The 26,105-nt window shown below is 74.5% G+C and carries 29 protein-coding genes and 1 pseudogene; 13 read left to right on the forward strand and 17 right to left on the reverse strand.

Annotation, left to right across the window (positions count from 1 at the left end; translation table 11 throughout):
- Positions 1-23: 23 nt before the first annotated feature.
- Together D5H75_RS01965 and D5H75_RS01970 are read right to left on the reverse strand one after the other, a co-directional pair.
- On the reverse strand, positions 24-983 hold the full coding sequence (locus D5H75_RS01965) for a TrmB family transcriptional regulator (protein ID WP_119924557.1): 960 nt from the start codon (positions 981-983) through the stop codon (positions 24-26).
- A gap of 129 nt (positions 984-1,112) precedes the next feature.
- Positions 1,113-1,559, reverse strand: coding sequence for an Lrp/AsnC family transcriptional regulator (locus D5H75_RS01970; protein ID WP_119924558.1), 447 nt, complete (start codon positions 1,557-1,559; stop codon positions 1,113-1,115).
- A 93-nt stretch (positions 1,560-1,652) separates the two neighbouring features.
- Between D5H75_RS01970 and D5H75_RS01975 the strand changes: the two genes are divergently transcribed.
- Both D5H75_RS01975 and D5H75_RS01980 read left to right on the forward strand, forming a co-directional pair.
- On the forward strand, positions 1,653-2,444 hold the full coding sequence (locus D5H75_RS01975; protein WP_119924559.1) for an LLM class flavin-dependent oxidoreductase: 792 nt from the start codon (positions 1,653-1,655) through the stop codon (positions 2,442-2,444).
- Entirely contained in the window at positions 2,441-2,872 is a 432-nt protein-coding gene (locus D5H75_RS01980) for a nucleoside deaminase (protein ID WP_119924560.1), read from the forward strand. Before D5H75_RS01975 ends, D5H75_RS01980 begins: the two co-directional genes overlap by 4 nt.
- A gap of 64 nt (positions 2,873-2,936) precedes the next feature.
- On the opposite strand, the gene D5H75_RS01985 is transcribed toward D5H75_RS01980, so the two are convergent.
- The 4 genes from D5H75_RS01985 to arsM form a co-directional block, all read right to left on the reverse strand.
- Positions 2,937-3,191 carry a hypothetical protein gene (locus D5H75_RS01985; RefSeq protein ID WP_119924561.1) on the reverse strand — a complete coding sequence of 85 codons (255 nt, stop codon included), beginning with the start codon at positions 3,189-3,191 and terminating at the stop codon, positions 2,937-2,939.
- 367 nt (positions 3,192-3,558) lie between these two features.
- The gene (locus D5H75_RS01990; protein WP_242453938.1) at positions 3,559-4,758 is read right to left on the reverse strand and encodes a serine hydrolase domain-containing protein; all 1,200 of its coding nucleotides are present in this window, start codon (positions 4,756-4,758) and stop codon (positions 3,559-3,561) included.
- A 165-nt stretch (positions 4,759-4,923) separates the two neighbouring features.
- On the reverse strand, positions 4,924-5,139 hold the full coding sequence (locus D5H75_RS43930) for a DUF6461 domain-containing protein (RefSeq protein ID WP_340137743.1): 216 nt from the start codon (positions 5,137-5,139) through the stop codon (positions 4,924-4,926).
- A gap of 61 nt (positions 5,140-5,200) precedes the next feature.
- Positions 5,201-6,031, reverse strand: a complete 831-nt coding sequence (arsM, locus tag D5H75_RS02000; RefSeq protein WP_202637734.1) for an arsenite methyltransferase — start codon at positions 6,029-6,031, stop codon at positions 5,201-5,203.
- 94 nt (positions 6,032-6,125) lie between these two features.
- Here arsM and D5H75_RS02005 point away from each other — a divergent pair, with 94 nt between their 5' ends.
- From D5H75_RS02005 to D5H75_RS02015, 3 genes are all read left to right on the forward strand, one after another.
- Entirely contained in the window at positions 6,126-7,538 is a 1,413-nt protein-coding gene (locus tag D5H75_RS02005; protein ID WP_119924564.1) for an FAD-dependent oxidoreductase, read from the forward strand.
- A gap of 153 nt (positions 7,539-7,691) precedes the next feature.
- Complete coding sequence (locus D5H75_RS02010) at positions 7,692-8,030, forward strand: ArsR/SmtB family transcription factor (RefSeq protein WP_119924565.1); 339 nt, start codon at positions 7,692-7,694, stop codon at positions 8,028-8,030.
- A 171-nt stretch (positions 8,031-8,201) separates the two neighbouring features.
- Positions 8,202-9,344: a cysteine desulfurase-like protein gene (locus D5H75_RS02015; RefSeq protein WP_202637735.1), complete on the forward strand. Its 1,143-nt coding sequence runs from the start codon at positions 8,202-8,204 to the stop codon at positions 9,342-9,344.
- 22 nt (positions 9,345-9,366) lie between these two features.
- Here D5H75_RS02015 and D5H75_RS02020 read toward each other — a convergent pair whose 3' ends face one another.
- Both D5H75_RS02020 and D5H75_RS02025 read right to left on the reverse strand, forming a co-directional pair.
- The gene (locus tag D5H75_RS02020) at positions 9,367-9,783 is read right to left on the reverse strand and encodes an arsenate reductase ArsC (RefSeq protein ID WP_119925177.1); all 417 of its coding nucleotides are present in this window, start codon (positions 9,781-9,783) and stop codon (positions 9,367-9,369) included.
- A gap of 12 nt (positions 9,784-9,795) precedes the next feature.
- A pseudogene (locus D5H75_RS02025) lies at positions 9,796-10,016 on the reverse strand (arsenic resistance protein); the annotation flags it as partial.
- Positions 10,017-10,142: 126 nt separating this feature from the next.
- Between D5H75_RS02025 and D5H75_RS02030 the strand changes: the two are divergent.
- Positions 10,143-11,063 (forward strand): aminoglycoside phosphotransferase/kinase family protein, encoded by a 921-nt coding sequence (locus D5H75_RS02030; RefSeq protein WP_119924566.1) that lies wholly within the window; start codon positions 10,143-10,145, stop codon positions 11,061-11,063.
- A 102-nt stretch (positions 11,064-11,165) separates the two neighbouring features.
- Here D5H75_RS02030 and D5H75_RS02035 read toward each other — a convergent pair whose 3' ends face one another.
- Positions 11,166-11,675, reverse strand: coding sequence for a hypothetical protein (locus D5H75_RS02035; RefSeq protein ID WP_147425036.1), 510 nt, complete (start codon positions 11,673-11,675; stop codon positions 11,166-11,168).
- A 161-nt stretch (positions 11,676-11,836) separates the two neighbouring features.
- Here D5H75_RS02035 and D5H75_RS02040 point away from each other — a divergent pair, with 161 nt between their 5' ends.
- On the forward strand, positions 11,837-12,493 hold the full coding sequence (locus D5H75_RS02040) for a response regulator transcription factor (protein ID WP_119924568.1): 657 nt from the start codon (positions 11,837-11,839) through the stop codon (positions 12,491-12,493).
- Positions 12,490-13,677: a sensor histidine kinase gene (locus D5H75_RS02045; protein ID WP_119924569.1), complete on the forward strand. Its 1,188-nt coding sequence runs from the start codon at positions 12,490-12,492 to the stop codon at positions 13,675-13,677. The genes D5H75_RS02040 and D5H75_RS02045 overlap by 4 nt, the downstream gene beginning before the upstream one ends.
- A 25-nt stretch (positions 13,678-13,702) precedes the next feature.
- Here D5H75_RS02045 and D5H75_RS02050 read toward each other — a convergent pair whose 3' ends face one another.
- The 4 genes from D5H75_RS02050 to D5H75_RS02065 form a co-directional block, all read right to left on the reverse strand.
- The gene (locus D5H75_RS02050; RefSeq protein WP_119924570.1) at positions 13,703-14,779 is read right to left on the reverse strand and encodes a hypothetical protein; all 1,077 of its coding nucleotides are present in this window, start codon (positions 14,777-14,779) and stop codon (positions 13,703-13,705) included.
- 27 nt (positions 14,780-14,806) lie between these two features.
- A complete protein-coding gene (locus tag D5H75_RS02055; RefSeq protein WP_119924571.1) occupies positions 14,807-15,436 on the reverse strand; it encodes a dihydrofolate reductase family protein in 630 nt (209 codons plus the stop codon).
- Between the two features lie 264 nt (positions 15,437-15,700).
- Entirely contained in the window at positions 15,701-16,483 is a 783-nt protein-coding gene (locus D5H75_RS02060; RefSeq protein WP_119924572.1) for an alpha/beta fold hydrolase, read from the reverse strand.
- A 286-nt stretch (positions 16,484-16,769) separates the two neighbouring features.
- Positions 16,770-17,924, reverse strand: coding sequence for an acyltransferase family protein (locus tag D5H75_RS02065; RefSeq protein ID WP_119924573.1), 1,155 nt, complete (start codon positions 17,922-17,924; stop codon positions 16,770-16,772).
- 210 nt (positions 17,925-18,134) lie between these two features.
- Here D5H75_RS02065 and D5H75_RS40775 point away from each other — a divergent pair, with 210 nt between their 5' ends.
- Complete coding sequence (locus tag D5H75_RS40775) at positions 18,135-20,096, forward strand: sensor histidine kinase (protein WP_202637736.1); 1,962 nt, start codon at positions 18,135-18,137, stop codon at positions 20,094-20,096.
- Positions 20,036-20,683 carry a response regulator transcription factor gene (locus tag D5H75_RS02080; protein ID WP_119924574.1) on the forward strand — a complete coding sequence of 216 codons (648 nt, stop codon included), beginning with the start codon at positions 20,036-20,038 and terminating at the stop codon, positions 20,681-20,683. The genes D5H75_RS40775 and D5H75_RS02080 overlap by 61 nt, the downstream gene beginning before the upstream one ends.
- 152 nt (positions 20,684-20,835) lie before the next feature.
- Here the strand turns inward: D5H75_RS02080 and D5H75_RS02085 are convergent, their stop codons facing one another.
- Positions 20,836-21,954, reverse strand: a complete 1,119-nt coding sequence (locus D5H75_RS02085) for a DUF1648 domain-containing protein (protein ID WP_119924575.1) — start codon at positions 21,952-21,954, stop codon at positions 20,836-20,838.
- Positions 21,951-22,355: a GntR family transcriptional regulator gene (locus D5H75_RS02090; protein ID WP_119924576.1), complete on the reverse strand. Its 405-nt coding sequence runs from the start codon at positions 22,353-22,355 to the stop codon at positions 21,951-21,953. The genes D5H75_RS02085 and D5H75_RS02090 overlap by 4 nt, the downstream gene beginning before the upstream one ends.
- 116 nt (positions 22,356-22,471) lie before the next feature.
- On the opposite strand from D5H75_RS02090, the gene D5H75_RS02095 reads away from it, so the two are divergent.
- The 3 genes from D5H75_RS02095 to D5H75_RS02105 all read left to right on the forward strand — a co-directional run bounded on the left by D5H75_RS02095 (position 22,472) and on the right by D5H75_RS02105 (position 24,646).
- Positions 22,472-23,455, forward strand: coding sequence for a CPBP family intramembrane glutamic endopeptidase (locus D5H75_RS02095; RefSeq protein ID WP_119924577.1), 984 nt, complete (start codon positions 22,472-22,474; stop codon positions 23,453-23,455).
- A gap of 243 nt (positions 23,456-23,698) precedes the next feature.
- Positions 23,699-24,238 carry a GNAT family N-acetyltransferase gene (locus tag D5H75_RS02100; protein ID WP_119924578.1) on the forward strand — a complete coding sequence of 180 codons (540 nt, stop codon included), beginning with the start codon at positions 23,699-23,701 and terminating at the stop codon, positions 24,236-24,238.
- A 102-nt stretch (positions 24,239-24,340) separates the two neighbouring features.
- On the forward strand, positions 24,341-24,646 hold the full coding sequence (locus tag D5H75_RS02105; RefSeq protein ID WP_119924579.1) for a hypothetical protein: 306 nt from the start codon (positions 24,341-24,343) through the stop codon (positions 24,644-24,646).
- 168 nt (positions 24,647-24,814) lie between these two features.
- On the opposite strand, the gene D5H75_RS02110 is transcribed toward D5H75_RS02105, so the two are convergent.
- Positions 24,815-25,066, reverse strand: coding sequence for a hypothetical protein (locus tag D5H75_RS02110; RefSeq protein ID WP_119924580.1), 252 nt, complete (start codon positions 25,064-25,066; stop codon positions 24,815-24,817).
- A gap of 258 nt (positions 25,067-25,324) precedes the next feature.
- Positions 25,325-26,104 (reverse strand): SDR family NAD(P)-dependent oxidoreductase, encoded by a 780-nt coding sequence (locus tag D5H75_RS02115; protein ID WP_119924581.1) that lies wholly within the window; start codon positions 26,102-26,104, stop codon positions 25,325-25,327.
- Position 26,105: the final 1 nt, after the last annotated feature.

Consider the following 26,105-nt stretch of genomic DNA (forward strand, 5'->3'; position numbering starts at 1 on the left):
CCTCCGCCCGCCGCCGGGAACGGTCAGGCGCGGTCCTGGCGTGCGGCGTTGACCCCGGCCTGGAAGCGGGTGGCGGCGTTGAGGAGGTCCATCGCCGCGGCGATGCGGCGGCGGGCCGTACGCGTGCTGACGCCCAGGTGCCGCGCGATCGTCTCGTCCTTGAGCCCGGCGGCGAGCAGGGCGATGACCTCCTCGTGCGGGTCCTCGCGCCCGCCGGGCGCGGCGGGGCCGGGCGTGATCGGCGACGCCGTCGCCCACAGCGCCTCGAACAGCGCGAACAGCGCGTCGAGGGGGCCGGAGGGGTGCACGATCGCCAGGCTCTCCAGGGCCCGTTCCGCGGTGGTCAGCGGCATCAGCGCCTTGCTCCGGTCATAGATGCGCAGCTTGACCGGCAGCTCCGGCAGCATCCGGGCCTGCTCGCCCAGGGCGGCGAGCCGCCGGACCGCCTCCATGCGGCCCGGCATCGCCAGCGCCTCCCCGCTGTAGATGATGCGCATGCGCACCCCGCGGGCGAGCTGCGCGGCCCCGCCGCGGACCTCGTCGTAGGCGTCCGGTGGCCAGGCGTACGGCGGGCGGTCCAGGCCGAGGATCTCCTCCCGGACCCCCTCGTGCTCGGCGAGGGTGCGCCGCCGGATCTCCTCGGCCCCGGTCACCACCTCGATCAGGCCGGCGGGATCGGTCAGGAGCTGCCCCGCCCGGAAGTCGGCGGCCAGTTCCTCGACCGCGACCCGGGCGTCGTTCAGCTCGGCCTCACGCCGGTGGATGAGCGCGTAGAGCGCCGCGTCGGGAGGCACCGGGACGTACCTGCCCCGCCCGGCGCGCCGCAGCAGCCCCAGTTCGCCCAGCCGGGCCAGCGCCTGCCGTACCCGGGAGGGACTCCCCTGCGCCTGGGCGGCCAGCTCGGCCACCGGCAGGGCCGGGAAGCGCAGCAGCGTCCGGTAGACGCGCTCCTGGAACGCGGTGAGCCCGAGAGCCTGCAACACGTGCCCTTCCGGAGGGAGCGGCAACCGACCGGGACGATCCGACCCTAACGATCACCACTCCCTTCCGGCACCCCCGAACCCCGGCGAACCCCCACCTCCCCGCCCGCCTCGACGGCGGTGGGGGCCCGGTCAGGGGCGGGCGGGGCCCCGGTAGGGCAGGGTCTGGCTGTAGACGACGCTGGTGGTGGTGCTGCCGAAGCCGGCCAGCTCGTCCATCAGGGTCTCCAGGTGCTCCATGGAGGTGGCGGCCACCTTCAGCGTGTAGCAGTCGTCGCCGGTGGTCCGCACGCACTCCAGGATCTCGCGCCGCTCGGTGAGCAGCCGGCGCAGGGGCTGGTGGTGGTTGCCCGGGTACTTCAGCCGGACGACGGCCAGCACCGGGTAGCCGACCTTGGTCAGGTCCACCACCGCGCGGTAGCCGGTGATGACGCCCTGCGCCTCCAGGTTCCGCACCCGTTCGGTGGTGGCCGAGGCGCTCAGGCTCACGCGGCGGCCCAGCTCGCTGAGGCTGATCCGGGCGTCCTGCTGGAGCTGCTCGATGATCGCCCAGTCGGTCTCGTCGAGATTCACGGCCATCGCGCCAATCTACCGGAGAATTCCCTGCGTAAGGCCCCCAGAACCGGGAGAAGGGCATTCCCGTGATCAGGGCCGTCCCGATAGCGTCCCTGCATGCAACTTGGCGTCAACGTGCCGAACTTCGGGCCCGGCACCGATCCCGGCGTGCTGCGTGAGTGGGCCGGGGTCGTGGAGGGCCTCGGCTTCGACCTGCTCATGATGTCGGACCACGTGGTCATCACCCCCGAGGTGGCCCAGCGGTATCCCGAGCCGTTCTACGAGCCGCTCACCACGCTGTCCTGGCTGGCGGGCATCACCACCCGGGTGCGGCTGGGCACGACCGTGCTCGTGCTGCCCTACCGGCATCCGCTCCTGGTGGCGCGCATGGCCGCCAACCTCCACCAGCTCAGCGGCGGCCGGTTCGTGCTCGGCGTGGGCGTCGGCTGGTCCCGGCAGGAGTTCGAGGCCCTCGGCGTGCCGTTCGCCGAGCGCGGCAAGCTGACCGAGGAGTACCTGTCCGTCCTGCGCGAGAACTCCTCCGTCCCGATCTGGGTCGGCGGCAACGGCGCGGTGGCGATCCGCCGCGCCGAGCGGTACGGCGACGCCTACCACCCGCTGCGCAACACGATGCCGTGGCTGCGCGAAGCCCGGGAGAAGTGCCGGGGGACGGCGTTCGCGCCCCGCATCGCCCTGCGGCTGACCGCCGAGCCGGTCACCGACCCCGAACGGCTGGCCGGGGTGGGCACCCTGGAGCAGGTCCTCGACGACCTCGGCCGGCTCCGCGAGCTGGGGGCCGAGACCGTCCTGCTCGACCCCTACAACGCCGACCCCGAGGAGACCCGCCGCCCCGAGGCGGCCTGGCGGGCCCTGACCGCCGTGATGACCCACTGGAGGACCGCATCGTGATCACCACCGCCGACGAGGGCTACCTGCGCCACGCGATCGCCCTGGCCGCCCGCGCCATCACCCTGGGCGACGCCCCGTACGGATCGCTCCTGGTGGGCCCCGACGGCGCGATCCTCGCCGAGGCGCACAACACCGTCCGGCGCGACAACGACATCAGCGCGCACCCGGAGCTGAAACTCGCCCGGTGGGCCGCGCGCGAGCTCGACGCCGACACCGCGGCCGGCACCACCATGTACACGAGCTGCCAGCCCTGCGGCATGTGCACCGGTGGCATCGTCCGCTCCGGGCTCGGCCGGGTCGTCTACGCGCTGGCCACCGAGCAGCTCATCCGGCTCAACCCGGACAGCCGCTGGCCGGAGGTGCCGCAGGACGGCCCGGCCCTGTTCGAGGAGGCCCGCCTGCCCATCGAGGACTACTACCGCCGCTGACCGGCCCGCCCGGTCCCGCCGGTCCCGCCGGTCGGGCCGGCCCGCATCGAGCCGCGTGCGCTGGTCACGGGGACGTGCCGGGGGCGGGGTGGTCAAGGGACTCGACCGGCGGCAGCACGCCGGGCCGGGCGAGGTCGGCCGACTGGTAGAGCGCGCGGCAGGTCACGCCCTCGGCGAGCGCCTCCCGCATCACGCGCTCGGCCCCCGGCGGTTCCAGGCGGGGCGCGGTGTAGAGGCAGCCCAGTTCGCGCCGGGCGGCCCGCTGCACCTGGATGACCCGCAGCTCGACCTGGTGACGCCCGCTGACCATCTCGACCACGTCCGAGCGGCTCCGGCCCCGGCGGGAGCGGTGGTACGGCTACGAGGCCCACCCGCGGTGATCATGTACCGGAGCGGGGACGGTCCCCACGTCAGCGAGGGCGCCGGATAAGGGCTACACCAGCTTCACGCTCACCACGCGCACGGGCGCCGTCTCGATCCGCGCCCAGGCCCGGGACGCCGCGGGCAACCGCGTGACCCAGACCGTCCACCGGGCCCACGGCCTGTCCCCCGTCTCCTGATCCCATCCACCCCGCGCCCCTGGCGGGGCCGGTTCACCCGTCCCAGCCAGGGGCTTGTCCCCTGCGGCGCCGTTCGGCGGTTCCTCGGCGTACGGCGGGGCGGGGGCGTCTGGTGGCGGGCCGGCGTCAGGTGCACAGGGCCTGCCGCTGGAAGGCGGACAGGGCCTTGTCGATGGGGTGGGGGCGGGGCTCGCCGGAGGCGTCCAGGGTGTTCCAGCGCATGAGGTTGATCGCCTGCGACATCTGGCGGGCGCCGTCGGCGCGGGTCAGGGACAGCGCGCCGGCGCCCCACATGGTGCCGTCGTGGCCCCAGAAGGTGCCGCAGCCCGGGATCGTGACCTTGCGCAGGCCCAGGCCGTACTCGATCGTGTCCTCGTAGACCTGGGTGGAGACCGGGACGGTGCGCTGCATCCGCGCCAGCGACGCCCGGCTGACGATCCGGCCGCCCAGCAGCGCGCTGTAGAAGCGGTTGAGGTCCTCCACCGTCGACACCAGCGAGGCTCCCACGCCGACCCAGGACGGGTCGTAGACGCTGTAGTCGCGGGGCGGGTCGAGCAGGCCGTGCATCGCCTCGTACATCCGCGGGTGCGGGCCCTTGATCCGGGGCCCGGCCGGCAGCGTGGTGTGGCGCAGCCCGGCGCGGCGGATGACGTGCTCGGTGATGTAGTCCTCGGCCTTGGCGCCGGTGACCTTCTCCAGGAGCAGGCCGAGGATGAGGTAGTTGGTGTTGGAGTAGACGCCGGGAAGGCTGCCCGGCTCCTTGGCGGGCAGCGCCAGCCCCATCTTGATCAGCTCCTCCGGCCTGAAACGCCGGAAGCGGTTGTCGTCCAGGCTCTTGGCCGACATGTCCGGCAGGGAGGGGAACCCGGCCAGGGACGGGAAGGCCGCCAGGAGGTATTCGGACAGGCCGCTGGTGTGGTTGAGCAGCATCCGGACCGTGATCTTCCGGCCGCGCTCCCCCGGCACCACGTCCGGCAGGTAGCGGCCGATCGGCGCGTCGAGCCGCACGCGGCCCTTCTCGACCTGCTGCAAGATCGCGGCGGCGGTGAACGTCTTGGTGATGCTCCCGACCCGGTGCCGCGTCCCCGGCCGCAGCGGCCGCCCGGTCGCCAGGTCGGCGACCCCCGAGGCCCCCCGCCACTCCCGCCCGCCCGCGCGGACCGCGGCGTCGATCCCCACCATCCCGGCCCGATGAACCTCCTCCAGGGCCGAGCGCAGCCTCCCGTCATCCGGCCCGGAACGCGCCCCGGCCGCGGGAGCCCCCGCCATCACCGCGGCGGCCCCCATCACGGCCACACCCGCCCAGGCCCTCAGCTTGACCGTCAAGACACCCGTCCTCTCATGATCGGCGCCCGCGGTCGCGGGCCCTCATGAGCGGCAAGTGTGGCCGCGCCCCCACCCGGAGAACGTCCTGCCACAGAAGACTCCTCCCCCTACCCCACCGGGATCACCCACCCCCCGCCCTACACCCCCGGAAGTAGCGGCCTCCGCTCACCGCGGCAGGGAGACGCTTCCACCCAGATAAGCGGCCTCCTCCAGCAACCGCGGTGTCATCGCGATCCCGGTCAGGCGCTCCGCCAGCAGAAAGGCCGGGCCTTCATGGGGGCGCCGCGAACGCCGCCACCCTCGCCAGAACATGGCCGACGAGGCGGCGGAGCGGGCCGAGGGGCCTGTCTGGTGCGCACCTCGGCAGGACAGGAGGGCCATACCGGGCGGGTACGACACGCGGCGGGCGGCGGGCTGGGAGTTGGTGGATTCGCCGGGTCGGCTACCGCGGCTTGGTGGCGCGGATGATGGCGCTGTGCAGGCCGCCGCCGACCTGGTGGGTCGGGGTGATCTGGATGCCGGTGAAGCCGGCTTCGGTCAGGCCGGTGAGGTACTCGCCGAAGGACAGGGCGCCGGCGACGCATTCGACGTACTCGCCACGTTCGGCCCGGTCGGCGGGGGACAGGTGGTCCTCGGCGACGACGTCGGTGATTCCGAGGCGCCCGCCGGGGCGCAGGACGCGGTAGGTCTCGGCGAAGACGGCGGGCTTGTCGACCGAGAGGTTGATGACGCAGTTGGAGATGACCACGTCGATCGAGCCGGCGGGGAGCGGGACGGCTTCGATGGCGCCCTTGAGGAAGCGGGCGTTGGCGATGCCGGCCTCGGCGGCGTTGGCACGGGCGAGGGTGAGCATCTCATCGGTCATGTCCAGGCCGTACGCGGTGCCGGTGGGGCCGACGCGGCGGGCCGACAGCAGCACGTCGATGCCGCCGCCGGAGCCGAGGTCGAGCACGGTCTCGCCGTCACGCAGTTCGGCGACGGCAACCGGGTCGCCGCAGCCCAGGCTGGCCGTCACCGCGTCGGCGGGCAGTTCGGCGCGTTCGGCCGCGCCGTACAGGTCGCCGCCGAAGACCCGCGGTCCGGTGCGGCAGTCGGCCGCCGGGGAGCAGCAGGCCGCGTCCCGCTCGTCGAGTACGGCTCGCGCGGCGGCGGCGTAGCGGGTGCGGACCTGTTCGCGAAGGTCGTCGAGTTCGGTCATGGTCTTCTCCATCGGGTGCGGCCGGGGCGGCTCGGCGGGCGGGCGCGACCGCCGGTGACCCGCCTGCTTTGACATGCTTCTAATTTGACATCTCTCTAAGCGCGGGGACAAGATGGCGCCTGCTTCGAAAAACTTCTAAGTAATGCGCGAGCCGAAGGAGAGGACCCCCATGAGTGGATGCCGCGGCCCCATCCCCGCCGAGGAGAACATTCCCGCCGCCAGGGCGGGCGGTCTCGGTGACCTGCCGATCGTGGTGATCGGCGCGGGACCGGTGGGGCTGGCCGCCGCCGCGCACCTGGCCGGGCGCGGCCTGGACTTCCTGGTCCTGGAGGCCGGCGCCGGGGCGGGGGCGTCGGTGGCGCGGTGGGGCCACGTGCGGCTGTTCAGCCCGTGGCGGTTCGACATCGACGGCGCGGCCCGCCGTCTCCTGGAGGCCGAAGGCTGGACCGCGCCCGACCCGGACCGGCTGCCCACCGGGGCCGAACTGATCTCCGGCTACCTCGCCCCGCTGGCCGCCCACCCCGCGATCGCCCCCCGCCTGCGGTTCGGCGCGCACGTGGCCGCGATCAGCCGCCTGGGCCACGACCGGGTCCGCACCTCCGGCCGCGAGAACGCCCCGTTCCTGATCCGCCTCGCCTCCGGGGAGGAGATCGCCGCCCGCGCCGTCATCGACGCCTCCGGCACCTGGACCACGCCCAACGTGCTCGGCGCGAACGGCCTGCCCGCCCACGGCGAGGCCGCGGCCGCGCCGTACATCGACCACGCCCTGCCCGACATCCTCGGCGCCGACCGCCGGACCTACGCCGGCAGGCACACCCTGGTCGTCGGCGCGGGCCACTCGGCCGCCACCACCCTGCTCGCCCTGGCCGCCCTCGCCGAGGACGCCCCCGGCACGTCGATCACCTGGGCGATCCGCGCCGCGTCGGCGAGCCGGACCTACGGCGGCGGCGACGCCGACGCCCTCCCCGCCCGGGGCGCCCTCGGCACCCGGCTGCGCGAGCACGTCCGGTCCGGCCGCATCCGCCTGCTCACCGGCTTCCACACCCACACCGTGAGCCGGGACGCCGGCCGGGTCACGGTCACCAGCCGGGACCTGACCGGCGCCGAGCGGTCCGTCACCGCCGACCGGATCGTCGCGGCCACCGGCTACCGGCCCGACCACGCGATCGCGTCCGAGCTGCGCCTGGACCTGGACCCCGTCCTCGGCTCCACCCGCGCCCTGGCCCCGCTCATCGACCCCGACCAGCACTCCTGCGGCACGGTGCCGCCCCACGGGGTGGACGAGCTGGCCCACCCCGAGCCCGACTACTACGCGGTCGGCGTCAAGAGCTACGGCCGCGCCCCGACGTTCCTGCTCGCCACCGGCTACGAGCAGGCCCGCTCCGTCGTCGCCGCCCTGGCCGGCGACTGGGACGCCGCCCGCGACGTCCGGCTCGACCTGCCCGAGACCGGTGTCTGCTCCTCCGGCCTCGCCGAGGCCCAGGAGACCCGCGTCGGCCTGGCCACCGGCATCACCGGCGGCCTCCTCGCCGCACCCCTCCCTTCCGTCGCCACCGCCTCCGGTGGAAGCTGCTGCGGCTGACGCGAGAGCCGTACCCGTCCAGACACGGCCGGGAGCCATATCCGCCGGGCAGACCACGGCGGTGTGGCCCTGGCCCGCGGGATCGCCGCCGTTGGCGTCGATGACCTTCCACGGCCTATCATTTAGAGAATCATCTAACCAGGAGGAGACGCCGTGGGCTCCCAGTGCTGCGCCCCGATCGCCGCCGAGCCGATCGGCGAGGCCGAGGCCGCCGAGCTGGCCGCGCTGTTCAAGGCCGTGGCCGACCCGGTACGGCTGCGCCTGCTGTCGATGATCGGCGCGCACGAGGGCGGCGAGGCGTGCGTCTGCGACCTCACCGGCGCCTTCGACCTGACCGCCCCCACGATCTCCCACCACCTCAAGATCCTGCGCACCGCCGGCCTCATCGACGGCGAACGCCGCGGCACCTGGGTCTACTACCGCCTCATCCCCGAGCGGGTCGCCAAGATCGGCCGCCTCTTCACCCCCATGACCGAGCCCGCCACCGTCTAGGCCGCGCCAGGAGGCGGGCGCCACAGCGCGGCCGGTCGGTGTGCCGGCCATCGGGGCAGGACCCGGCCCCGCCTCCGCCACCCTCATCGGCGCCGGCCGTACGGCCCGGGAAGCCGCGGCCGTACGGCCGGCGACCGGCCCGATCCCGACCCCGACCCCGGAGGAGACGACGTGCTCGCCGACCTGCGCCGCCGGTTCCCCGGCCTGAACTCCGACGTCGTCCGGCTCGACGGCCCGTCCGGGGCCCAGGCACCCCAGTCGGTGCTCGACGCCATGGCCGACCACCTACGGCGCCACAACGCCAACCGCGGCGGCGCCCATCCGGCGAGCCTGGCCAGTGAACGGCTCGTCACCCAGGCCCGCCGGCGCACCGCGGCCTTCCTGGGAGCCGACCCCGACGAGGTCGGCTTCGGCCTGAACGCCACCGCGATCAACTTCCACCTCAGCAGGAGCGCCACCCGGGACCTGCTGCCCGGGGACGAGATCGTGGTCACCCGGCTCGACCACGAGGCCAACCTCGCGCCGTGGGCGGAGGCGGCGGCCGACCGCGGCCTGAAGATCCGCACCGTCGGCGTCGAGCCGGACACCCGCCTCGACATGGCCGCGCTGGAGCGGGCGATCACCGGCCGGACCCGCATCGTCGCCTTCCCCTGGGCCAACAACGCGGTCGGCACCCTGGTCGATGTGCCCGAGGTGGTACGGCTCGCGCACGCCGCCGGCGCCATCGCCTGGGCCGACGCCACCCACTACCTGCCCCACGGCCCCGTCGACGCGAGCGCCACCGGCGCCGACGTGGTGATCGGCTCGGCGTACAAGTTCTTCGGACCGCACGTCGGCGTCTTCTACGCCCGCCGCCGCCTGCTGGAGCGGTGGCGTCCGTACCAGATCGGCCACGCCGCCCACGGGCATCCGGCCGCTCGCTTCGAGCCGGGAACCCCGCCCTTCGAATCCCTGGCCGGGCTGATCGCCGCCCTCGACTACCTCGACGACCTCGGCTGGCGGTTCGTCCAGGAGCAGGAACAGGCCCTCGCCCGCCGCTTCCTGGACGGCCTGCCCCGCCGCTGGCGGCTGCACGGGCTCCCCGATGTGCCCGGCCGCACCGCCACCTTCGCGCTGACCCTCCCCGGCGCCGACCCCCACGACCTCGCCAAGGCCCTCGCGGACAGGGGGATCGCGGCCGGCTCAGGCGACTTCCACGCTCCCGGGATCATGAACCACCTCGGCCTGACCGAGGGCGCCCTGCGGGTCGGCTTCCTCCACTACAACACCCTCGACGAGGTCGAACGCCTCCTGCGGGCCCTGGACCAGATCTGACCCCCTGAGCCGTCGCCGGCCGCTAGGTCAGCTCGTCGATGAGCTTCTCGACGCGGGCCCGGATGTCGTCGCGGATGCGCCGTACGGTGTCGATGTCCTGGCCGGCGGGGTCGTCGAGGTCCCAGTCCTCGTAGCGTTTGCCCGGGAAGACGGGGCAGGCGTCGCCGCAGCCCATGGTGATGACGACGTCGGAGGTCCGCACGGCCTCGGCGGTGAGGATCCTGGGCTGCTGGGCGGCGATGTCGATGCCGGCCTCGCGCATCGCCTCCGCGGCGGCGGGGTTGACGCGGTCGGCGGGGGCCGACCCGGCGGAGCGGACCTCGACGCGGTCGCCGGCCAGGTGGGTGAGCCAGGCGGCGGCCATCTGGGAACGGCCGGCGTTGTGCACGCAGACGAACAGGACGCTGGGCTTACCGGGCTTACCGGGCTTACCGGGCATGGGCGGGCTCCTCCGGGGCGTGCGGGCGAACAGGCGGCGGCCGTACAGGCTGACGTAGACCAGGGCGGCCAGGACGGGCACCTCGATGAGCGGGCCGACCACCCCGGCCAGGGTATGCCGGAGGTCACGCCGAAGACGCCGACGGCGACCGCGATGGCCGGCTCGAAGTCGTCGCCCGCGGCGGTGAAGGCCAGGGTCGCGGTGCGGTCGTACGGCAGGCCGATCGCGCGGCCGAGCCGTCTTCGATATCGGCCGATGTCGATGCGAATGGGAGGCAACGGTGGATGAACGGCTCATGGCGAATCAGGGGAGCCGGGCCGGCTTCCGCCGGGTTCGGGGGCTGTGGCACAGTCCAGAGCGTGTCCTTGGACGGGTTGCCGGGCTGGTTGCCGGGGTGGTGCCGTGAGCATCTGGGCGGCGAGCCCGCCGGGGTGTTGTTCCGGTCGCGGCAGGTCTCGATGGTGTTCGGCCTGCGCTTGGCCGGTGGGCGGGAGGTCGTGGTCAAGGCGCGGGCCGACGGCGGCCGCGCGGCCTCGTGTGTCGCGGCGCAGGCCCGGCTGGCCGAGCGCGGGTTCCCCTGCGCGCGGCCGCTGACGCCGGTGGTCGGTGTCGGCGCGCTGGCCGTGCACGCCGAGGAGTTCCGGCCCGGCGGCGAGGTGCTGCACGGGGACTCGCCGGAGATGGCCGTGCGTTGCGCGGAGGTGTTCGCCCGGCTGATGGCCGAACTCGCCGGCGTGACCGGCGCTCCGCCGCTGCCGAATCCGCCCTGGGTGCGCTGGGACGACACCGGTGGCGGGACATGGCCGGCGATCGGCTTCCTCGACTGCCTGGACCAGAGCGCCGTGCCCGCGCACGTCGCCGAGGCGGCTGAGCGGGCCCGGGTACGGCTGCTGGCCGGCGGCTTGCCGTGCGTGCTCGGCCACGCCGCCTTCGAGGCGCAGAACCTGCGGTGGCGGGGGCGGCGGGTGTGGGCGGTGCACGACTGGGACAGCCTGGCGTGGCTACCGGAGGCGGCGCTGGCGGGAGCGGCGAGCGGGTCGTTCGCCAGTTCCGGGCCGCCGACGCTGGCGCCGATCGAGAGCTCCGAGGCGTTCCTGATGGCCTACCAGGACCTGCGGGGGCGCTCGTTCACACCCGAGGAACTGGAGGTCGCCTGGGCGGCCGGCGTGTGGATGGCCGCCTACAACGCCCGCGAGATGGCCCTGTGCGGCGGCTCACCGGCCGGCGGCGACGCCCTGCGAGCCCAGGCCCCCGAGCGCCTCCGCCGGGCCCGCGCCTAGCCCGCGGACGGATCAGGCGCCGCCGTACCGCCTCCCCAGCTCGAACCGAAGGCGAACGGCCTGGTAAGCGGCACCGGCGCCGGGCGCGGCGGGTCCGGCGCTTCATCGGCCGCCCTCCCCGGTGAGCAGCGGCTCGCACGCCTCGGCGGCCTTCTGTACGGACGGGTCGCCGGTGTCGAACCCGGCCCCGTCGCCGAAGCCGCCCTCGGGGTCGGGGTCGGGGAAGTCTGCGACGCCGTTGTCGCGCATGCACTGCGCGAACTTCCTGCGCTGGTCCTGCACCTTCGGGTCCTCCTGGCCACCGAGCATCCCGCTGGGCATGTGCTCCCGGCAGGCGTTCAGCGCCTTCTCCTGCGTGGCCTCGTCCACCGACAGGCCGCGCAGCGGCGCGGCGGGCAGCTTGCCGTCGGGGCCGGGGTCGGGGAAGCCGGGGATGCCGTTCTCCCGCATGCACTGGGAGAACTCGCGCGCCTTCTCGGCGTTCCGCGCGTCGGCCGCGGACGCGCCGCCGCCGCCCGCGGGGGTGGTCGCGGCGGGCTCCGCACCCCCGCACGCGGCCGCCGCCCACAGCAGCACGGCCATGGCCAGCGCCGTTCCTCCACGTCGCCACATGGGTCTTCCTTCCGTCGTCGCCGTCTCGGGGTTGCCTTGGGGTCGTCTTGGGGCGGAGTCAATCCAGGCGGCGGTATCCACGACGTAACCCCTGCCGCGTTACGCCCGCTTCACATGCCGGCGGGGAGTATGGGCGGACGACCGGGGAGAGGAGACGCGCCGTGCGGGTGCTGGTGGTCGAGGACGAACGGCTCATCGCGGACGGCATCGCCGAGTGGCTGCGCCGCGAGTCGTTCGCGGTGGACATGACCTACGACGGGGAGGCGGCGCTGGACCGCCTGTACGCCAACGACTACGACGTGGTCGTGCTCGACCGGGACCTGCCCCGGGTGCACGGGGACGAGGTGTGCCGCCGGATCGTCGCCGCGCGGTCCCGGTCGCGGGTGCTGATGCTCACCGCCGCCGGGGGGCTGCGGGACCGGGTGGCCGGGCTGTCCCTCGGGGCCGACGACTACCTGCCCAAGCCGTTCGCGTTCGTGGAGCTGTCCGCCCGGGTGCACGCGCTGACGCGCCGCTCGCGCCCGGCCGCGCCTCCGGTGCTGGAACGGGCCGGCGTCCGGCTGGACCCGGCACGGGGCGAGGTGCACCGCGACGGCCGGCCGATCAGCCTGGGGAACCGGGAGTTCGCGGTGCTGACCGAACTGCTGCGCGCCGAGGGCGCGGCCGTGTCGGCCGAGGAACTGCTCGAACGCGTCTGGGACGAGCACATCGACCCGTTCACGAACGTCGTCCGCGTCACGATCATGAAGTTGTGCCGGAAGCTGGGCGAACCGCCCATCGTGTTCACCGTCCAGGAAAAGGGCTACCGGATCCCATGACGTTCCGCGTACGGCTCACGCTCGTGTACGGCGGGCTGCTGCTGGCCGGCGGGGCGGTGCTGCTCGCGGTGACCTACCTGCTGGTGGCGCAGCAGATGGGGAACGGGCTGACCAGCGAGTACCCGGCGCTGGCGGCCAATCTGGACAACGACCGGCTCCCGCTCGCCGGGCAGGTCGAGATCGACGGCAGGCGGGTCGGGCTGCGCGAGTACGTCGGGGAGATCCAGGCGCAGCAGCGCCGGTACCGCGAGGACATGCTCGACTCCCTGCTCGCCATGGGCGCCGTCGCGCTCGGCGGGGTGGGCGCCATCGGCGGGACGCTGGCCTGGACGTTCGCCGGGCGGGTGCTGTCCCCCGTGCAGCGGATCACCGAGACCGCGCGCCGGATCGCCGCCGGGGTGGGACGCGGGCTGCACGAGCGCATCGCGCTGAGCCGGCCGCACGACGAGGTCAAGGAACTGGCCGACACCTTCGACCTGATGCTGGAGCGCCTGGACGGCTCGTTCGACGGTCAGCGCCGCTTCGTGGCCGGCGCCGCGCACGAGCTGCGCACCCCGCTGGCGATCAAGCGCGCGCTGATCGAGGTGGCCGTCACCAGGCCGGGCGCCTCGCCCGACGCACGGGAACTGGGCCGTGCGCTCCTGAGCGTCAACGACCGGCACGAGCGGCTGGTGGACGGCCTGCTGATCCTGGCCGACAGCGAGAACGAGGTCACCGAACGCCATCCCGTCGATCTGGACGACGTGGCCGGCAACGTGCTGGTGGCGACCGCCCGCGGCGGCCGCGTGCGCATCCAGCGCGCCGACCTGGCCGAGGCGCCCGTGGAGGGCGACCCCTACCTGCTGGAACGCCTCGTGCAGAACCTCGTCGAGAACGCGGTCAAGCACAACGTGCCCGAGGGCGGGTGGCTGTCCGTCCGCACCTGGGCCGACGACGGCCTGGCGGTGCTGGAGGTGGCCAACAGCGGGCCGGTGGTGCCGCGTTACGAGGTGGCCTCGCTGTTCCAGCCGTTCCGCCGGCTCGACGACAGCCGCGCCCCGGGCGAGCAGGGCGCGGAACGCGGCTTCGGGCTGGGTCTGTCCATCGTCCGCGCCATCGCCTGCGCGCATGGCGGCACGGCAGGCGCCGAGCCGCGCGAGGGCGGCGGGCTGGTCGTCACGGTGAGCCTGCCGCGCCGGGCGTGACCACGGCACGCCCCGGCCGGGGGCGTCAGCGCCGCGTGGTGCCGCTTCCCCGCCGGGCGGGGAGGCGCCTTCGGCGCAGGTGGCGGGCCGCGCGGAAGGCCGCGCCAGCCAGGAGGGCCGCGCCCGTGGCGTATGCCAGGGTACGGCCCCGCGCGGACAGGCGAGCCGGGGGCGGGCCCGCGGCGGGCGGAGGCGGGTGGCCCGTGGCGGGCGGAGGCGGACCGGCGGCGGCCGGGGGCGGCCCCTCTACGGGCTGAGGGGGGCCGGCCAGGGGCGGGGAGGGGACGGCGGAGGCGAGGACGCCGAGCACCAGGACGAGGATGGCGAACCCCTGCAGGCCGAGCAGGGCGACGATCAGGCGGCCCGGGATGTTGCGCGGATCGGCCTCACCGGAGCCGAGGAACGCCATGAAGGTGTAGTAGGCGCTGTCCAGGATCCGGTTGAGCACGTCGAGAGGGGTCACGACCTCGCCCGGCAGGCGCTCGAAGCCGTCGAAGCGCACGCTGGTGAAGCAGAAGGCCCCCAGGCCGGCCAGGAGCGCGGTCATCACGACGCCGATGAAGACCTGTAGTTCCCGCAGCAGGCGGCGGCCCGGGCCCAGCCTGCGGGGGTTCAGCAGGTGGAACGCGAAGCCGTACGAGCCCAGCAGCGCGTAGCCGTACACCGACTCCACCACGATCAGGAGCGTGACCAGCAGGAGCAGTACGGACAAGGTCAGCCCGGCGGCGTCGGTGAGCGGGGGCGGGAAGAGGAGCAGGCGGGCCGGCGCGACGGCGGTGGCGATCAGGGCGGCGGCGCACAGCGGCATCAGCCACCCGAGGCGGAAGAACAGCGCGTGCCACAGGAGCAGCAGGATCCGGAGGGGTGAGAACCGGCGGGAGCGCCGCAGGTAGCGCCGCAGCCGGTAGTCCTTGAGGCCGAAGGGGAAGAAGGCGCCGCCGTGCTCCTCGACCAGCCGCTCCCGCTCCGCCCGCCCCGTGGACTCCCAGCCGAACGCCTGCCGGTAGGCGGGCCCGTGCAGGTGCAGCCAGCGCGTGGCGTTGAAGATGGCCACGGCCTTGAGCCCCAGCACCGCCAGCAGCGCGGCCAGCACCACTCCCATCGCGGCTCCGTTCCGGCCCCCTGCGATTCACGGCCCGGGCTTGCCGGGCCCCTGACGGCGTACCTTGAACCTCAGGTGCAGCACACCTTCACCCTGGACGACCACGTGGGGGCCCTCCAGCAGATGCCGCCCCTCGACGTCGCCGAAGTAGCGCTTGCCCGATCCGAACACCACCGGCACGACGTCCATCGCCACCTCGTCCACGAGGCCGGCCGCGAAGACCTGGCCGCCCACGGAGCCGGCGTTGACGCTGACGGCCCGCCCTCCGGCGAGTTCCCTGGCCTTGCCGATCGCGGCCGTCACATCGTCCACGAAGTGGTACGACGCCTCGGGGTGCCAGCCCTCGGGCTTGGGCCGGTGGGACACCACGACCACGTGGTCACCGGTGGGCGGATGCCCCTCCCAGCCGTTGATCAGGTCGAACAGGCGGCGGCCCATCACGATCGTGCCGGTCGACTCCCACATCGACCGGACGTACGGCGCCGACGCGCGGGAGACCTTGAACCCGCTTCCGGTTCCGGAGTGGTCGTACCGCTGGTCCGCGGCGATCGGGGTGTCCCCGTTGAAGTACCAGTCGTGGAGCGGCCCGACGTCGTCGTCCTCGTCGGCGATGAAGCCGTCCACCGACACCACGCTGTGCATGAAAACCGTGCTCACGCGGTTCTCCTCGGCTCGTCCTGCGTGTTCGCCCCGGTCATGACGCCCCGGAGGCGGCCGGGCTCGTGACGGGGGGCGGGTGCGTGCGAACGGCTCCCGCGTCCCGCGCCGTCCGCACAGGGCGCCCGCTCTGGCCGTACCCGAATCGGGGGTCGCCGTTCATGCACCGCACCCTAAGCGAATCGAGACCGTGATCGCCGGATGGCGGCGAGAGCGCCGGCGCCGTGCCCGGGCCGGTCCCGGCGGGGCCGGGACCGAACCGGATCAGGAGGCGGCGAGGAAGCGGGTGACCGCCGCGAGCCAGGCCTCCGGCTGGTCGATGTGCGCCATGTGCCCCGCCTCGTCCAGCACGACCGCGTCCGTGCACGGCGTCAGCGGCACCAGCGAGGCCGGAAACGTCATGTCATACCGCCCGTGCAGCAAGAACAGCGGCATCCCGGACAGGCGCTCGGCCGCGTCGGGGTACTGGGCCGAGGGGAGCCGGCCTTCCCGCCAGGGGCGCAGGTAGCTGCCGGTGAAGGTGACCTGCTCCAGCCGCCTGAGGTACTCCGGCAGCGACTCCTTCCGCCAGACGTTCAACGGAGCCGCCGCGAAAGCCTCGGCCCAGGTCAGCTCGGCCCCCTCCAGCGGCGAGGTGTCCCAGCTCGACGGATGGGCCGCCTTGCGGCGCTCGTACTCCTCCCACCCCTCGAACGCGTCCTCGGGCACCGGCAGCACGGCGCTGGAGGCCACGATGAGCCGGCGGACCAGGTGCGGGGCCTGGATCGCCAGCCGCTGCGCGATGAGACCGCCGTAGGAGAAACCGAGGACGTCCACCCGCGAGGCGCCGATCAGCTCGACGAGGTCGCCCACCATGGCATCGGGAGTGAGCGGCTCGGCGGCGGCGGAACGACCGCACCCGCGCAGATCCGGGAAGAGCAGGCGATACTCCCCCGCCAGCCTCCTCAGCGGCTCCACCAGGTAACTGTGGTCCCAGTCCGGCCCGCCATGGATGACCAGCAACGCCCGATCCGCGGGCCCGTCGAACTCCCGTACGTGAAGCCTCATCCCCGCGATGCTAGCCAGCCCACGAACCCCCGCGCGAAGCCCACCCCGGCAAGCGAAGCGCCCAGAGGACGTCGCTGATGCCGCCGCGCGGCTTGGTACACAGCGATCGCCCTCGAGCGGCGAAGCTCCTGTGCGCCCCTGGAAGAGCCCGATCCCCTCCCGCTGGGTGCGCACGCGCCGTACGGCCTCTTCGGCCGCCGTCGTTCGAGGAGCCCGGTGTCCCGCCGGAGTCACCCGGGGATCGGGGAAGGCGAAGGCCCTCGATGAGGAGAGCCGTTCGACAGGGTCACAGGACGCTCTTGGCGTAGGGGAGGGTGCGGAGGGCGGCGGCCGCGGGCCAGGAGAGGAGGAGGGAGAGCGGGGCCGCGAGGGCGAACTTGGCGAGGGGGGCGGCGGGCACGCCCGCCAGGGCGACGGAGACGGCGACCAGCACGATCGGGTGCACGACGTACACGGCGTAGGCGTTGCCGGACAGGAAGCGGCCGACGGGGCCGGGGGCGCCGGTGAAGCGGCGGGCGAACAGGCCGAGGACGCCCAGGGACATGCCCACGCAGTAGACGCCGTCGAAGAGGCCGTGGGCCACGTGGGCGATCAGCAGCCGCGGGCCCGAGGCGTCCGGGTCGCCCACCGCCAGGGGCAGGAGCGTCACCGAGGCCGCCACGGCCGCCGCGAACCCCCATCGGGACGCCCGCGCCGGGATGGCCGTCAGCCAGCCGCGCCGGTGGGCGGCCAGGCCGGCGAGGAACATGCAGACGTACTGCGGCAGGTACGCCGGCACGGGCAGGTGCAGCAGCGGCACCCGGTCCACGGGCGGCCGGATCCGCCAGGCCGCGCCGAGCACGGCCAGCAGCAGGGCGAAGCCGGCGACGGCGCGGGCCCGGGGGAAGCCCGTACGGCGAGGCGGCCGCGCGCCCGGGCGCGGCGCGCGGATCACCGTGTAGGCCGTCACGAAGACCAGGAGGAGCGCCAGGAACCACGCGGGTCCCTGCTCCAGCTCGCGGAGGTAGAAGTCGGGGAAGGAGATGGGCCGGCGCGCGTTCTCCCAGTGGTACATCGGCAGCTTGGCGAGCGGGACGACGACGAGGACGACGCCCAGCAGCGGGATCCCCAGCCTGCGCAGGCGGTCGAGGAGGAACCGCCGCCCGCCCCCGCGGTCGTGGGAGGCGGGCAGGAAGTGGGCGGAGATCAGGAAGAACAGCCCCATGGCGAACGTCTGGTTCAGCAGCAGGTACAGGTCCAGGAGCCGCCCCCACTCTCCGGCCCGCGCGGGCGGGCGGCCCATGGTCGGCTCGTGGTAGTACCACAGCGCGAAGCTCCCGTACGTCAGGGCGACGTGGTGCAGGACCACGAGCGCGGTGAGCAGCACGCGCACCCGGTCGAGGAAGAACAGCCTCCCGGTTTCCCGGGTCGGGCCGGTGGCGGTGGGGTGGTCGGTCAGCATGGCGTCGCTCCCGCCTCTGCCTTGCGGTCTGGTCGACGCACCACGCTAGGAACGGCGGCGGCCGGTGGTAACGGGCCTGGCCCCCGGCTCGCCTGGGGGCCGGCACCCATACCGCGCCGCCGTACGGCGTGCTTTCATCGTGTGCGGGCGCGGCGGCGCGGGGAGCCGGACGATCCGGGCCGGCGGCCGGAGCGGGTGTGGAGGCGCGAGGTGGGGCGAGGCGAGAGGGTCGTCGCGTACGCGCTCGCCCCCTTGCGGGGCCTGGCGCTGGCGGCGCCGGCGCTGCTGGGGCCGCCGCTCCTGGTCGTGATCTTCGTCGGGGCGCACGCGGGGCTGCCGTCCCCGGCGTTCTTCGTCGAGCACGGCCGCCGCCTGCCGGAGCTGGCCCGGCGGCTGGCCGCGCGGTGGGGCGGGGTGGCCGTCGCCTCGCCGTACCGTCCGGCTCCGCCGCCGCCGGTGCGCGACGCCGGCGGCTGGTACCGCGACGGCGACGACCTGTTCCGGTCCGCGTTCCCGCCGGCGTACCTGGGCCGGCTCCGGTGGGTCGCCGGGGATCCGGCGACCTGGCGCGATCTGGCGTGGATGGCGCTCAACCCGCTGATCGGCGGCCCGCTCGCGGTGCTGTCGCCGGGGCTGATCGGCGGCGGGCTGGCCGCGGCCTGGCTCCACCGGCCCGCGCCGGGCCGGCTCGTCCTCGGCGGCGCGGCGGCGCTGCTCGGCGTCGCGATCGGCCCCTGGACGCTGCGCGCGCACGCGCGCTGGACCCGGGTACTGCTCGCGCCGCCAGCGCGGCGGGCGCCGGGCCGGATCGCCCGGGCGGCGCAGGCGCGCGCGGCGGCGGGGACGCGCGTGTGCGCGAGCGCGGTGCTGGCGGGCGCGGCGGCGCCGCTCGCCGTGGTCCAGGTGCTGGCGATCGCGCTGACGGCCCTGCGGCTGTGGCCCGACACGGTGGCGGTCTCCCGCCGTTTCGTGTCCTGGCGCCGCGCGCAGATGGGGGAATGGACGGGCGTGCGGATCGCCGAGCCGTACGGCCCCGAGCCTCCGCCGCCCCGGCCGGAGCCGGACGGCTCCTACCGGCTGGAGTGGGGGCCGTTCGGCACGCTCCACCGGACCCGGGAGGCGGCGGTGCGCGCGCGGCGGCTCGACCGGCTCCTGCGCGACCCGGCCTCGTGGCGGGACCTGGCCTGGCTGCTGCTGGAGGCGCCGGTGGGCGCGCTGCTGTTCGCCGTGCCGGCCGTGCTCATCGCGGGCGGGCCGGTGGTCCTGTGCTGGCTCTGGCTGTGGACTTCGGCCCTGGGTCTCGTGAGCGACCTCGCCTGGTCACCGGACGACCTGGTGCACGCCGTCGCGCCGGGCCTGGCCGGGGTCCCGGCCCCGGTCGCCGGGGTGGCCGCCGCCGCCCTGGGCCTGGCGTGCGCCCCGGCGCTGCTGCGCTGGCACGCCCTGCTGAGCCGGTCGCTGCTCGCCCCGGCCAGGACGGCCGTGCTGACCGGCCGGGTCGGCGCGCTGACCGCCAGTCGTGCGCGGGTCAGCGACGACAAGGCCGCCGAGCTGCGCCGCATCGAGCGCGACCTGCACGACGGCGCGCAGGCCCGCTGGGTGGCGGTCGGGATGACGCTGGCGGCGGCCGAGGAACTGCTCGACCGGGACCCCGCGGCGGCCAAGGCGATGATCACCGGCGCCAAGGACCTGTCCGTCACCGCGCTCGGCGAGCTGCGCGAGCTCATCCGCGGGATCCACCCGCCGGTGCTGGCCGACCGCGGGCTCGCGGACGCCGTACGCACGCTGGCGATGGACGCTCCCCTGGAGGCGGAGGTGCGCGCGGACCTGCCCGGCCGGGTCGCCGAGCCGATCGAGGCGGCGGTGTACTTCGCCGTGTCCGAGCTGCTGACCAACGTCGCCAGGCACGCCGGCGCGTCGAAGGCGTCGGTGGAGCTGCGCCACGAGGACGGCGTGCTGCGCGTCACGGTCGCCGACGACGGGCGGGGCGGGGCGGCGGCCGGGCACGGCGGCGGGCTCCACGGCATCCGGCGCCGCCTGGACGCCTTCGACGGTGTCCTCACCCTGTCCAGCCCGCCCGGCGGGCCGACCGTCGCCACCTTGGAGATCCCATGCGCGTTGTCCTCGCCGAGGACGTCTACCTCCTGCGGGAAGGGCTCGCCCACATCCTGAGAGCCCACGGTTTCGAGGTCGCGGCCGCGGTGGAGACCGGCGAGGACCTGCTCGACGCCGTGGCCGACCGGGAGCCGGACCTCGCGATCGTGGACGTACGGCTGCCGCCCGGCTACAGCGACGAGGGGCTGCGCGCGGCCATCGAGGCCCGCCGCCGCCGTCCCGGGCTGCCCGTCCTGGTCCTGTCGCAGTACGTCGAGCAGATCTACGCCCGCGAGCTGCTGGCCGACGGCGCGGGAGGCGTCGGGTACCTGCTCAAGGACCGGGTGTTCGACACGCGCCATTTCGTGGACGCGCTGCGCCGGGTGGCCTCGGGGGGCACCGCGATGGATCCGGAGGTGGTCGCCAAGCTGATCGGCGGCACCTCGCCCCGGCACCCGATCGCGCTGCTGACCCCGCGTGAGCGCGACGTGCTCCAGCTCATGGCCCAGGGCCGCTCGAACGCCGCCGTCGCCGAGCGCCTCCACGTCAGCGAGGGGACCGTGGGCAAGCACATCGCCGCCATCTTCGCCAAACTCGGCCTCGAACCCGCCGACGACACCAACCGCCGGGTCCTGGCCGTCCTCACCTATCTCAACCGTTCCTGACCGCCGGCCGGGGCCGCGCGCCCGTACTGGGCTCTCCGGAAAAGGGTCGGGCCCTGGCCTTCCCGGCGCGCCCTGGTCTTCCCGGCGCCGGGTTCGAGAGGCTGGAACGGCGCTTGCGGGCCCCCGTGCTCCCCCTGGCTGGACGTGCGGGGTCAGGGGTTCGCGGGGAGATCGACCACTCCGAGCAAGGACAGCAGCGCCACGATGGCCAGTCCGGCCAGGATGGCCCAGGCGACCGGGTTGCCGAGGTTCAGGGTCCAGCGGCCGCCCGCGCGCTGATGGACGAGGATCGCCGGGTCGGCCCGGTTGGCGTAGACCATCCCGGCGAGGTGCCAGTGTCGGTCGTCGTCGCGCTGCTCGAATCCAGAGTGCGGCTCCTCGCCCGGGCCCGGCGGCAGCCGGTGACCGGCCTCTCCGACCCGGACCCCGAAGATCAGCCCGGCGGCCGCCGCGGCCGCCAAGGGCAGCCAGGTGACGACGGTCACGATCGCGCTGGGCGTCACGATCTCCCACAGTTGCAGGGCGAGGAGAAGCAGGGTCAGGTTGGCGCAGGCCGCCCCGGCCGGCAGCAGCCTCGCCAGGCCGCGCAGGTAGACGCGATAGCGGCGGGCCGAGCCGGCCGGGCGCGCCGCGTCCAGCTCCGGTCTCGCCCGCAGCAGCGCGGCGGCCAGGAGCGGCGTGAGCAGGGTGAGGGCCACCTGCGAGAAGACGGGCGCGAAGGCCGTGGCGAAGGTGGTGTCGACCCTCACCACAGGGTCCACGCCCGGGCCCCCCAGAGTGGGCAGGGTGGCCGGCAGCGCGCCGAAACGCCACGATCCGATGGCCGCGGTGAGGAGCGGCAGCAGGGCGGCCGGGATCAGCAGCGGCCACGGCAGGCGCACCGGATCGGTGCGCAGCGTGGTGTCGGCGGCGGCCGCCTGCCGGGTTCCGGCGTACCAGTCCCCGCGTCGTTTGGCCGCCGACACTCCGCGATGAGCCGTGTAGAAGAGCGTCATGTGCGCCGCGCCCAGGCCCACGATGCCGGCCTGCAGCACGTGCGGCGTGCCGAGAAGGACCGCCGCGGAAGGGAAGAGCAGGGCCGCGAGCGCGCCGAGGACCAGGACGGCCCGGGTGTAGCGGCGGCGCTGGGCGGTGATGGCCGGATCGGACACGCGGCCGGCGGGCACCCGCACGCCGAAGGGCAGTGTCGGGCGGCTCAGCACCGGAACCGCGACCGCCGCGGCCGTCAGCAGGGCGACCAGGGACAGACCTGCCACCGCAACCATGATCATGTCGGCGTCCTTTCTTTCTCGGCCCTGAACGAGCGCAGCACCTCGCCGCACCGCCGCAGCGCCTCCTGCTCGCCGAGGCCGTGCACCGCGGCCTCGGCGAGCAGGGTCCGCAGCCGCGCCTGCCACTCGTCGGCGAAGCCGGCGTCGGCGGGCCCGGAGCCGGGGTCGCGGCGCACCACCGCCCCGCTCTTGCGGTTGATCCGGATGATCCCCTGCCGGCGCAGCAGGTCATAGGCCTTGTTCACGGTGTGGAAGTTGATCGCCAGGTCGGCGGCCAGTTGCCGCGTGGAAGGCAGCGCCGATCCCTCCACCAGATCTCCGTCGGCGATGGCCTCCACCACCCGATCACGGATCTGCTGGTAAATCGGCACCTCGCTGTCGAGGTCGATCGTCAGAAGCACACCCCTACTCTATCTGATATAGATGTAGTAGAACAGATAGAGAAGGAGTACTACGGCACCGTCCACCCCCGCAGGCAGGCGACGAGGCCGCATCCCGCCCCGAAAGGACCGACACCATGCGCGCACTCCCCGACCCCCACGTCGTCAACGCGCCGGAGCGTCCCGGCGGCCTTCGCCGGCGGGAGCTGGCGGTCTTCCTGCTCCTCGCCTTCACCATCCCGTGGCTGCTCTGGCTGCTGCGGCTGCGCACCGGAGTCGACGTGGTCGCGGCAGGCGGGATGCTCGCGGCCGGCGTGGCCACGTTCGTGGCCGTCCGCTGGGCCGGACGGCCGGACGGCATCGCGCGCGACACCGCCCTGGCTCCGCTGCGCCCGGTCCCCCGGCTCGTGCGCTACTGCGGGATCGCGCTCCTCGCCCCGCTCGCCTTCGCCTTCCTCGCCGTCGCGATCGGCGCGCTGGCGCAGGTGTACCCACTCGACCTGGAGAACTTCTCCGGACTGCGCCGCGCGTACGCACCGGCCACGGTCGGCGAGCCCGGCATGCCCGCCGGTCTGATCCTGTCCGTTCTCGCGGCGAACCTGGGACTGTTCGTCCTGCTCCTGCCACTGGCGTTCGGCGAGGAATGGGCCTGGCGCGGCTTCCTGCTCCCCCGGCTGCGGCCGATCGGCCTGTGGCCGGCGCTCCTGCTCAGCGGCCTGATCTGGGGCCTGTGGCACCTGCCGGGCTACATCGGCGCGGACGCGAGGCCGGGCCTGATCCCCTTCGTGGTGACCACGATGCTCTTCGGCGTCCTGCTCGGCTGGCTGCGCCTGGCCTCCGGGCTGATCTGGCCGGGCGTGATCGCGCACGCCGCCAACAACACGTTGATCACGGGTTTCGCGAACGTCGTGTTCGCCGCCGATGATCAGCGGGCGTTGAGCGATCCCTGGACCGTCGGCCTCAGCGGATGGCCCGGCTGGCTGGTGATGCTCGCCGCCATCGCGGCCCTGACGGTGACGGGCGGGATCCGCCGCGCCGCCGACCGCGACGCGCCCTCGGCCGGCGTCCACCCCACCGGCGTCCACCCCACCCGCACCCACGACGCCGAGGACACATCCTGAGGTCCTCCGCCAGGGCGGGCAAGCACCACGTCCACGTGCAGGTGTACGAGGTCCGGTCCCTCCGCGCGCCCTCACCACCTCCCCAGGAGCGCGTACGGCCGAGGCCGGCGTGATCGCGCCGCCTCGTGGCCGTACGGGGGCCGGGCTCACGGTCACCGGGCGAGGCCGCGTGAGAACACACCGGCCGGATGGCCGTTCAGCGGTGAAGTTGAGAAGGGTCCGCGCGGGGAGGATCATGGGGTGATGCGCCGTCCCCCTGTGACTCTCGTCTGCGACCGCCTCGTCCTGCGCCGATGGCAGGAGGAGGACATTGGCGCGGCGGCTCGGGCGATCCGGGACTCCCACGACCATCTGCTCCCCTGGTCGCACCTCGCGGCGGGCGACAGCCACGAGGCCGCGACCGCTCTGGTGACCACGGCGATGTCGGAGTGGGAGCGGGACGAGGCGTACAAGTACGCCATCCTCGCCGAGGGCCAGGTGGTGGGCGGCTGCGGGCTGATGCGCAGGATCGGGCCGGGCGGCCTGGAGATCGGTTACTGGCTGCACGGGGACTGGACCGGCCGGGGCCTGGTCACCGAGGCCGTCGCCGCCCTGATGACGGCGGGGTTCGCGCTGGAGGGAGTCGATCGGCTGGAGATCCGGCACGACGCGGCCAACGTCGCCAGCGCGGGCGTCCCCCGGCGCCTCGGCTTCGAGGAGGCGGAGCCCGCCGCCGCCCCCTCCTCCCCTCTCCTGCCGGGCGAGTCGGGGATCGTCAGGGTGTGGCGGAAGACGGCTCCGTGAGCCCGCGCGAGCCGTACGGCGAGAGCGTGAATCGGACCGGCGGCCGTGATCCTGGAGCCGGACACCGTCCCGCCGCAGGCCCCGTGAACAGAGGTCCCGGCCATGAGTGAGCCGTTCCACGCCTACCGGGAAACCGTCCGGGCCTTCCCCGATCCCGTGTGCGTGACCTGGGTGAACGGCCTCGGCCCGGCGGAGATCCTCCGCCACCTCGACGGCGACCCCGCCGACATCTCCGAGGCCACCTGGGACGATGTCCGCGGGGACGCGTTCGGCTCCCCGGCTCCCCCGACGCGGAACGGCCGGCGGAGCCCGCCCCGCCACCGCCCCGGCCCACGCTGGGCCGTGCGGCCGAGTATCTCCGCGACGACATGGTTGACCTGCTCGCGGAGCACCGGAGGATCCAGCTGATCGCCTCCGACCCCGGCCCCCGGGATCTGCCCGCGCTGGCGATCTGCGCCGCCGAGGTCGCCTTGAACACGGCGGGCATGTTCCTTAACGAGGCGGCCGCGTCCGCGATGAGCGACATCGGCTCCGGGAAGGACCCGCTCGCCTTCCACGACCTCCGTACTCGGGTCCTCACGTCCGCCGCCCCGGGCACGCGAGAAGGCCGAGCGACGGGCCGGCGAGACCGGCGAGCCCCTCGCCGCCGGCAGAGAGACCAAGACGGGACGGCTGCTGCTCAAGCACCACGCCGCCGCATGTCTCGCCGCCGCGCTCGACCCGGATCCGCACCAGGCGGTCCGCGCCGCGCTGGCGGAGGCGAACGCCATGGGCCAGGCGCTCCTGCCGGAGGACCGCCTGCTCCTGGACACCCTGGACGCCCTCCACGCCTTCATCCGGACCGGCACGAGCGCCCGCCGACCCGCCGGACAGTCGGAGGAGGCTCACGCCGGTCCGCGCGGGCAGACAGAGGGGGCTCACGCCGTTCCGCGCGGGTAGCCACGGCTCGGGCGGCTCTGCCGTCAGAAGCGAGGCGGCGCGGCGGATGTCATCACCTGGCGATCGCGCACCGCCCGGCGCCTCCCGGCTGTCACGGGGGCGGTGTTTCCGGCCGGGCGGCGTGCATGCGTTCCGCCGCCGGTGGCCTCAGGTCAGCTCCAGGCCGCCGTCGACGGTGAGGACCTGGCCGGTGATCCAGGTGGCGGCGGGGTCGGCGAGGTGGACGATCCAGTCGGCCACCTCCTCCGGGACGCCGCGGCGGCCCAGGGGGATGCGGGCGGTCTCATCCCGCTTGATCTGCTCGACCACGGCCTCGGGCAGGCCGGCGGCGGTCAGGGCCTGGCTCTCGGTGGGGCCGGGGGCCAGGGCGTTGACGCGGATTCCGTCGGCGGCCAGCTCCAGCGCCCAGCTTCGGGTGAGCTGTTCCAGGGCGGCCTTGGAGGCGGCGTAGTGGGCGGCGCCGGGCAGCGGGCGGTGGCCGTACGTGCTGGAGACGTTGACGATCGCGCCCCGGGTGGCGCGCAGGTGGGGCAGCGCGGCGCGGGCGAGCAGGCTGGGCGCGGTGACGTTGAGCGCGAACAGGTCGCCGATGCGCCGGGCGTCGGCGTCGGCCAGCGGCATGACGGCGGTGGCGCCTGCGTTGTTGACCAGCGCGTCCAGGCGGCCCCAGCGCTCGACGGCCGCGTCGATCACCGCCTGCGGGGCCCCGTCGGCGGTGATGTCCCCAGGCAGGACGGCGATGCCGGGATGCAGGGCGGCGCTCTCACGCAGGGCTTCGGCGCGGCGGCCCACGGCGAGCACGCGCGCTCCGGCGCGGGCGAAGGCGAGCGCGCCGGCACGGCCGATCCCGGATCCGGCGCCGGTGACGATCACGACGTGGTCCCGGAACCGGCCGGTGGGCGGGGCGGTCACGGCGTCCCCTCTCATT

Origin of the sequence: Bailinhaonella thermotolerans, from assembly GCF_003594875.1 — a bacterium.
In the GTDB taxonomy this organism is placed as follows: Bacteria; Actinomycetota; Actinomycetes; order Streptosporangiales; family Streptosporangiaceae; genus Bailinhaonella; species Bailinhaonella thermotolerans.

Coding starts and splice junctions, on each gene's coding strand:
- D5H75_RS02115 (WP_119924581.1), bottom strand. CDS start 26,104: ATGAGAGGGGACGCCGTGACCGCCCCGCCCACCGGCCGGTTCCGGGAC.
- D5H75_RS02065 (WP_119924573.1), bottom strand. CDS start 17,924: ATGCTGACCGACCACCCCACCGCCACCGGCCCGACCCGGGAAACCGGG.
- D5H75_RS02050 (WP_119924570.1), bottom strand. CDS start 14,779: ATGGGAGTGGTGCTGGCCGCGCTGCTGGCGGTGCTGGGGCTCAAGGCC.
- D5H75_RS43930 (WP_340137743.1), bottom strand. CDS start 5,139: ATGGCCCTCCTGTCCTGCCGAGGTGCGCACCAGACAGGCCCCTCGGCC.
- D5H75_RS02045 (WP_119924569.1), top strand. CDS start 12,490: ATGACGTTCCGCGTACGGCTCACGCTCGTGTACGGCGGGCTGCTGCTG.
- D5H75_RS02080 (WP_119924574.1), top strand. CDS start 20,036: ATGCGCGTTGTCCTCGCCGAGGACGTCTACCTCCTGCGGGAAGGGCTC.
- D5H75_RS02020 (WP_119925177.1), bottom strand. CDS start 9,783: ATGCCCGGTAAGCCCGGTAAGCCCGGTAAGCCCAGCGTCCTGTTCGTC.
- D5H75_RS02085 (WP_119924575.1), bottom strand. CDS start 21,954: ATGATCATGGTTGCGGTGGCAGGTCTGTCCCTGGTCGCCCTGCTGACG.
- D5H75_RS02035 (WP_147425036.1), bottom strand. CDS start 11,675: ATGTGGCGACGTGGAGGAACGGCGCTGGCCATGGCCGTGCTGCTGTGG.
- D5H75_RS02100 (WP_119924578.1), top strand. CDS start 23,699: ATGCGCCGTCCCCCTGTGACTCTCGTCTGCGACCGCCTCGTCCTGCGC.
- D5H75_RS02060 (WP_119924572.1), bottom strand. CDS start 16,483: ATGAGGCTTCACGTACGGGAGTTCGACGGGCCCGCGGATCGGGCGTTG.
- arsM (WP_202637734.1), bottom strand. CDS start 6,031: ATGTCAAAGCAGGCGGGTCACCGGCGGTCGCGCCCGCCCGCCGAGCCG.
- D5H75_RS02095 (WP_119924577.1), top strand. CDS start 22,472: ATGCGCGCACTCCCCGACCCCCACGTCGTCAACGCGCCGGAGCGTCCC.
- D5H75_RS02105 (WP_119924579.1), top strand. CDS start 24,341: ATGAGTGAGCCGTTCCACGCCTACCGGGAAACCGTCCGGGCCTTCCCC.
- D5H75_RS02005 (WP_119924564.1), top strand. CDS start 6,126: ATGAGTGGATGCCGCGGCCCCATCCCCGCCGAGGAGAACATTCCCGCC.
- D5H75_RS01975 (WP_119924559.1), top strand. CDS start 1,653: ATGCAACTTGGCGTCAACGTGCCGAACTTCGGGCCCGGCACCGATCCC.
- D5H75_RS01970 (WP_119924558.1), bottom strand. CDS start 1,559: ATGGCCGTGAATCTCGACGAGACCGACTGGGCGATCATCGAGCAGCTC.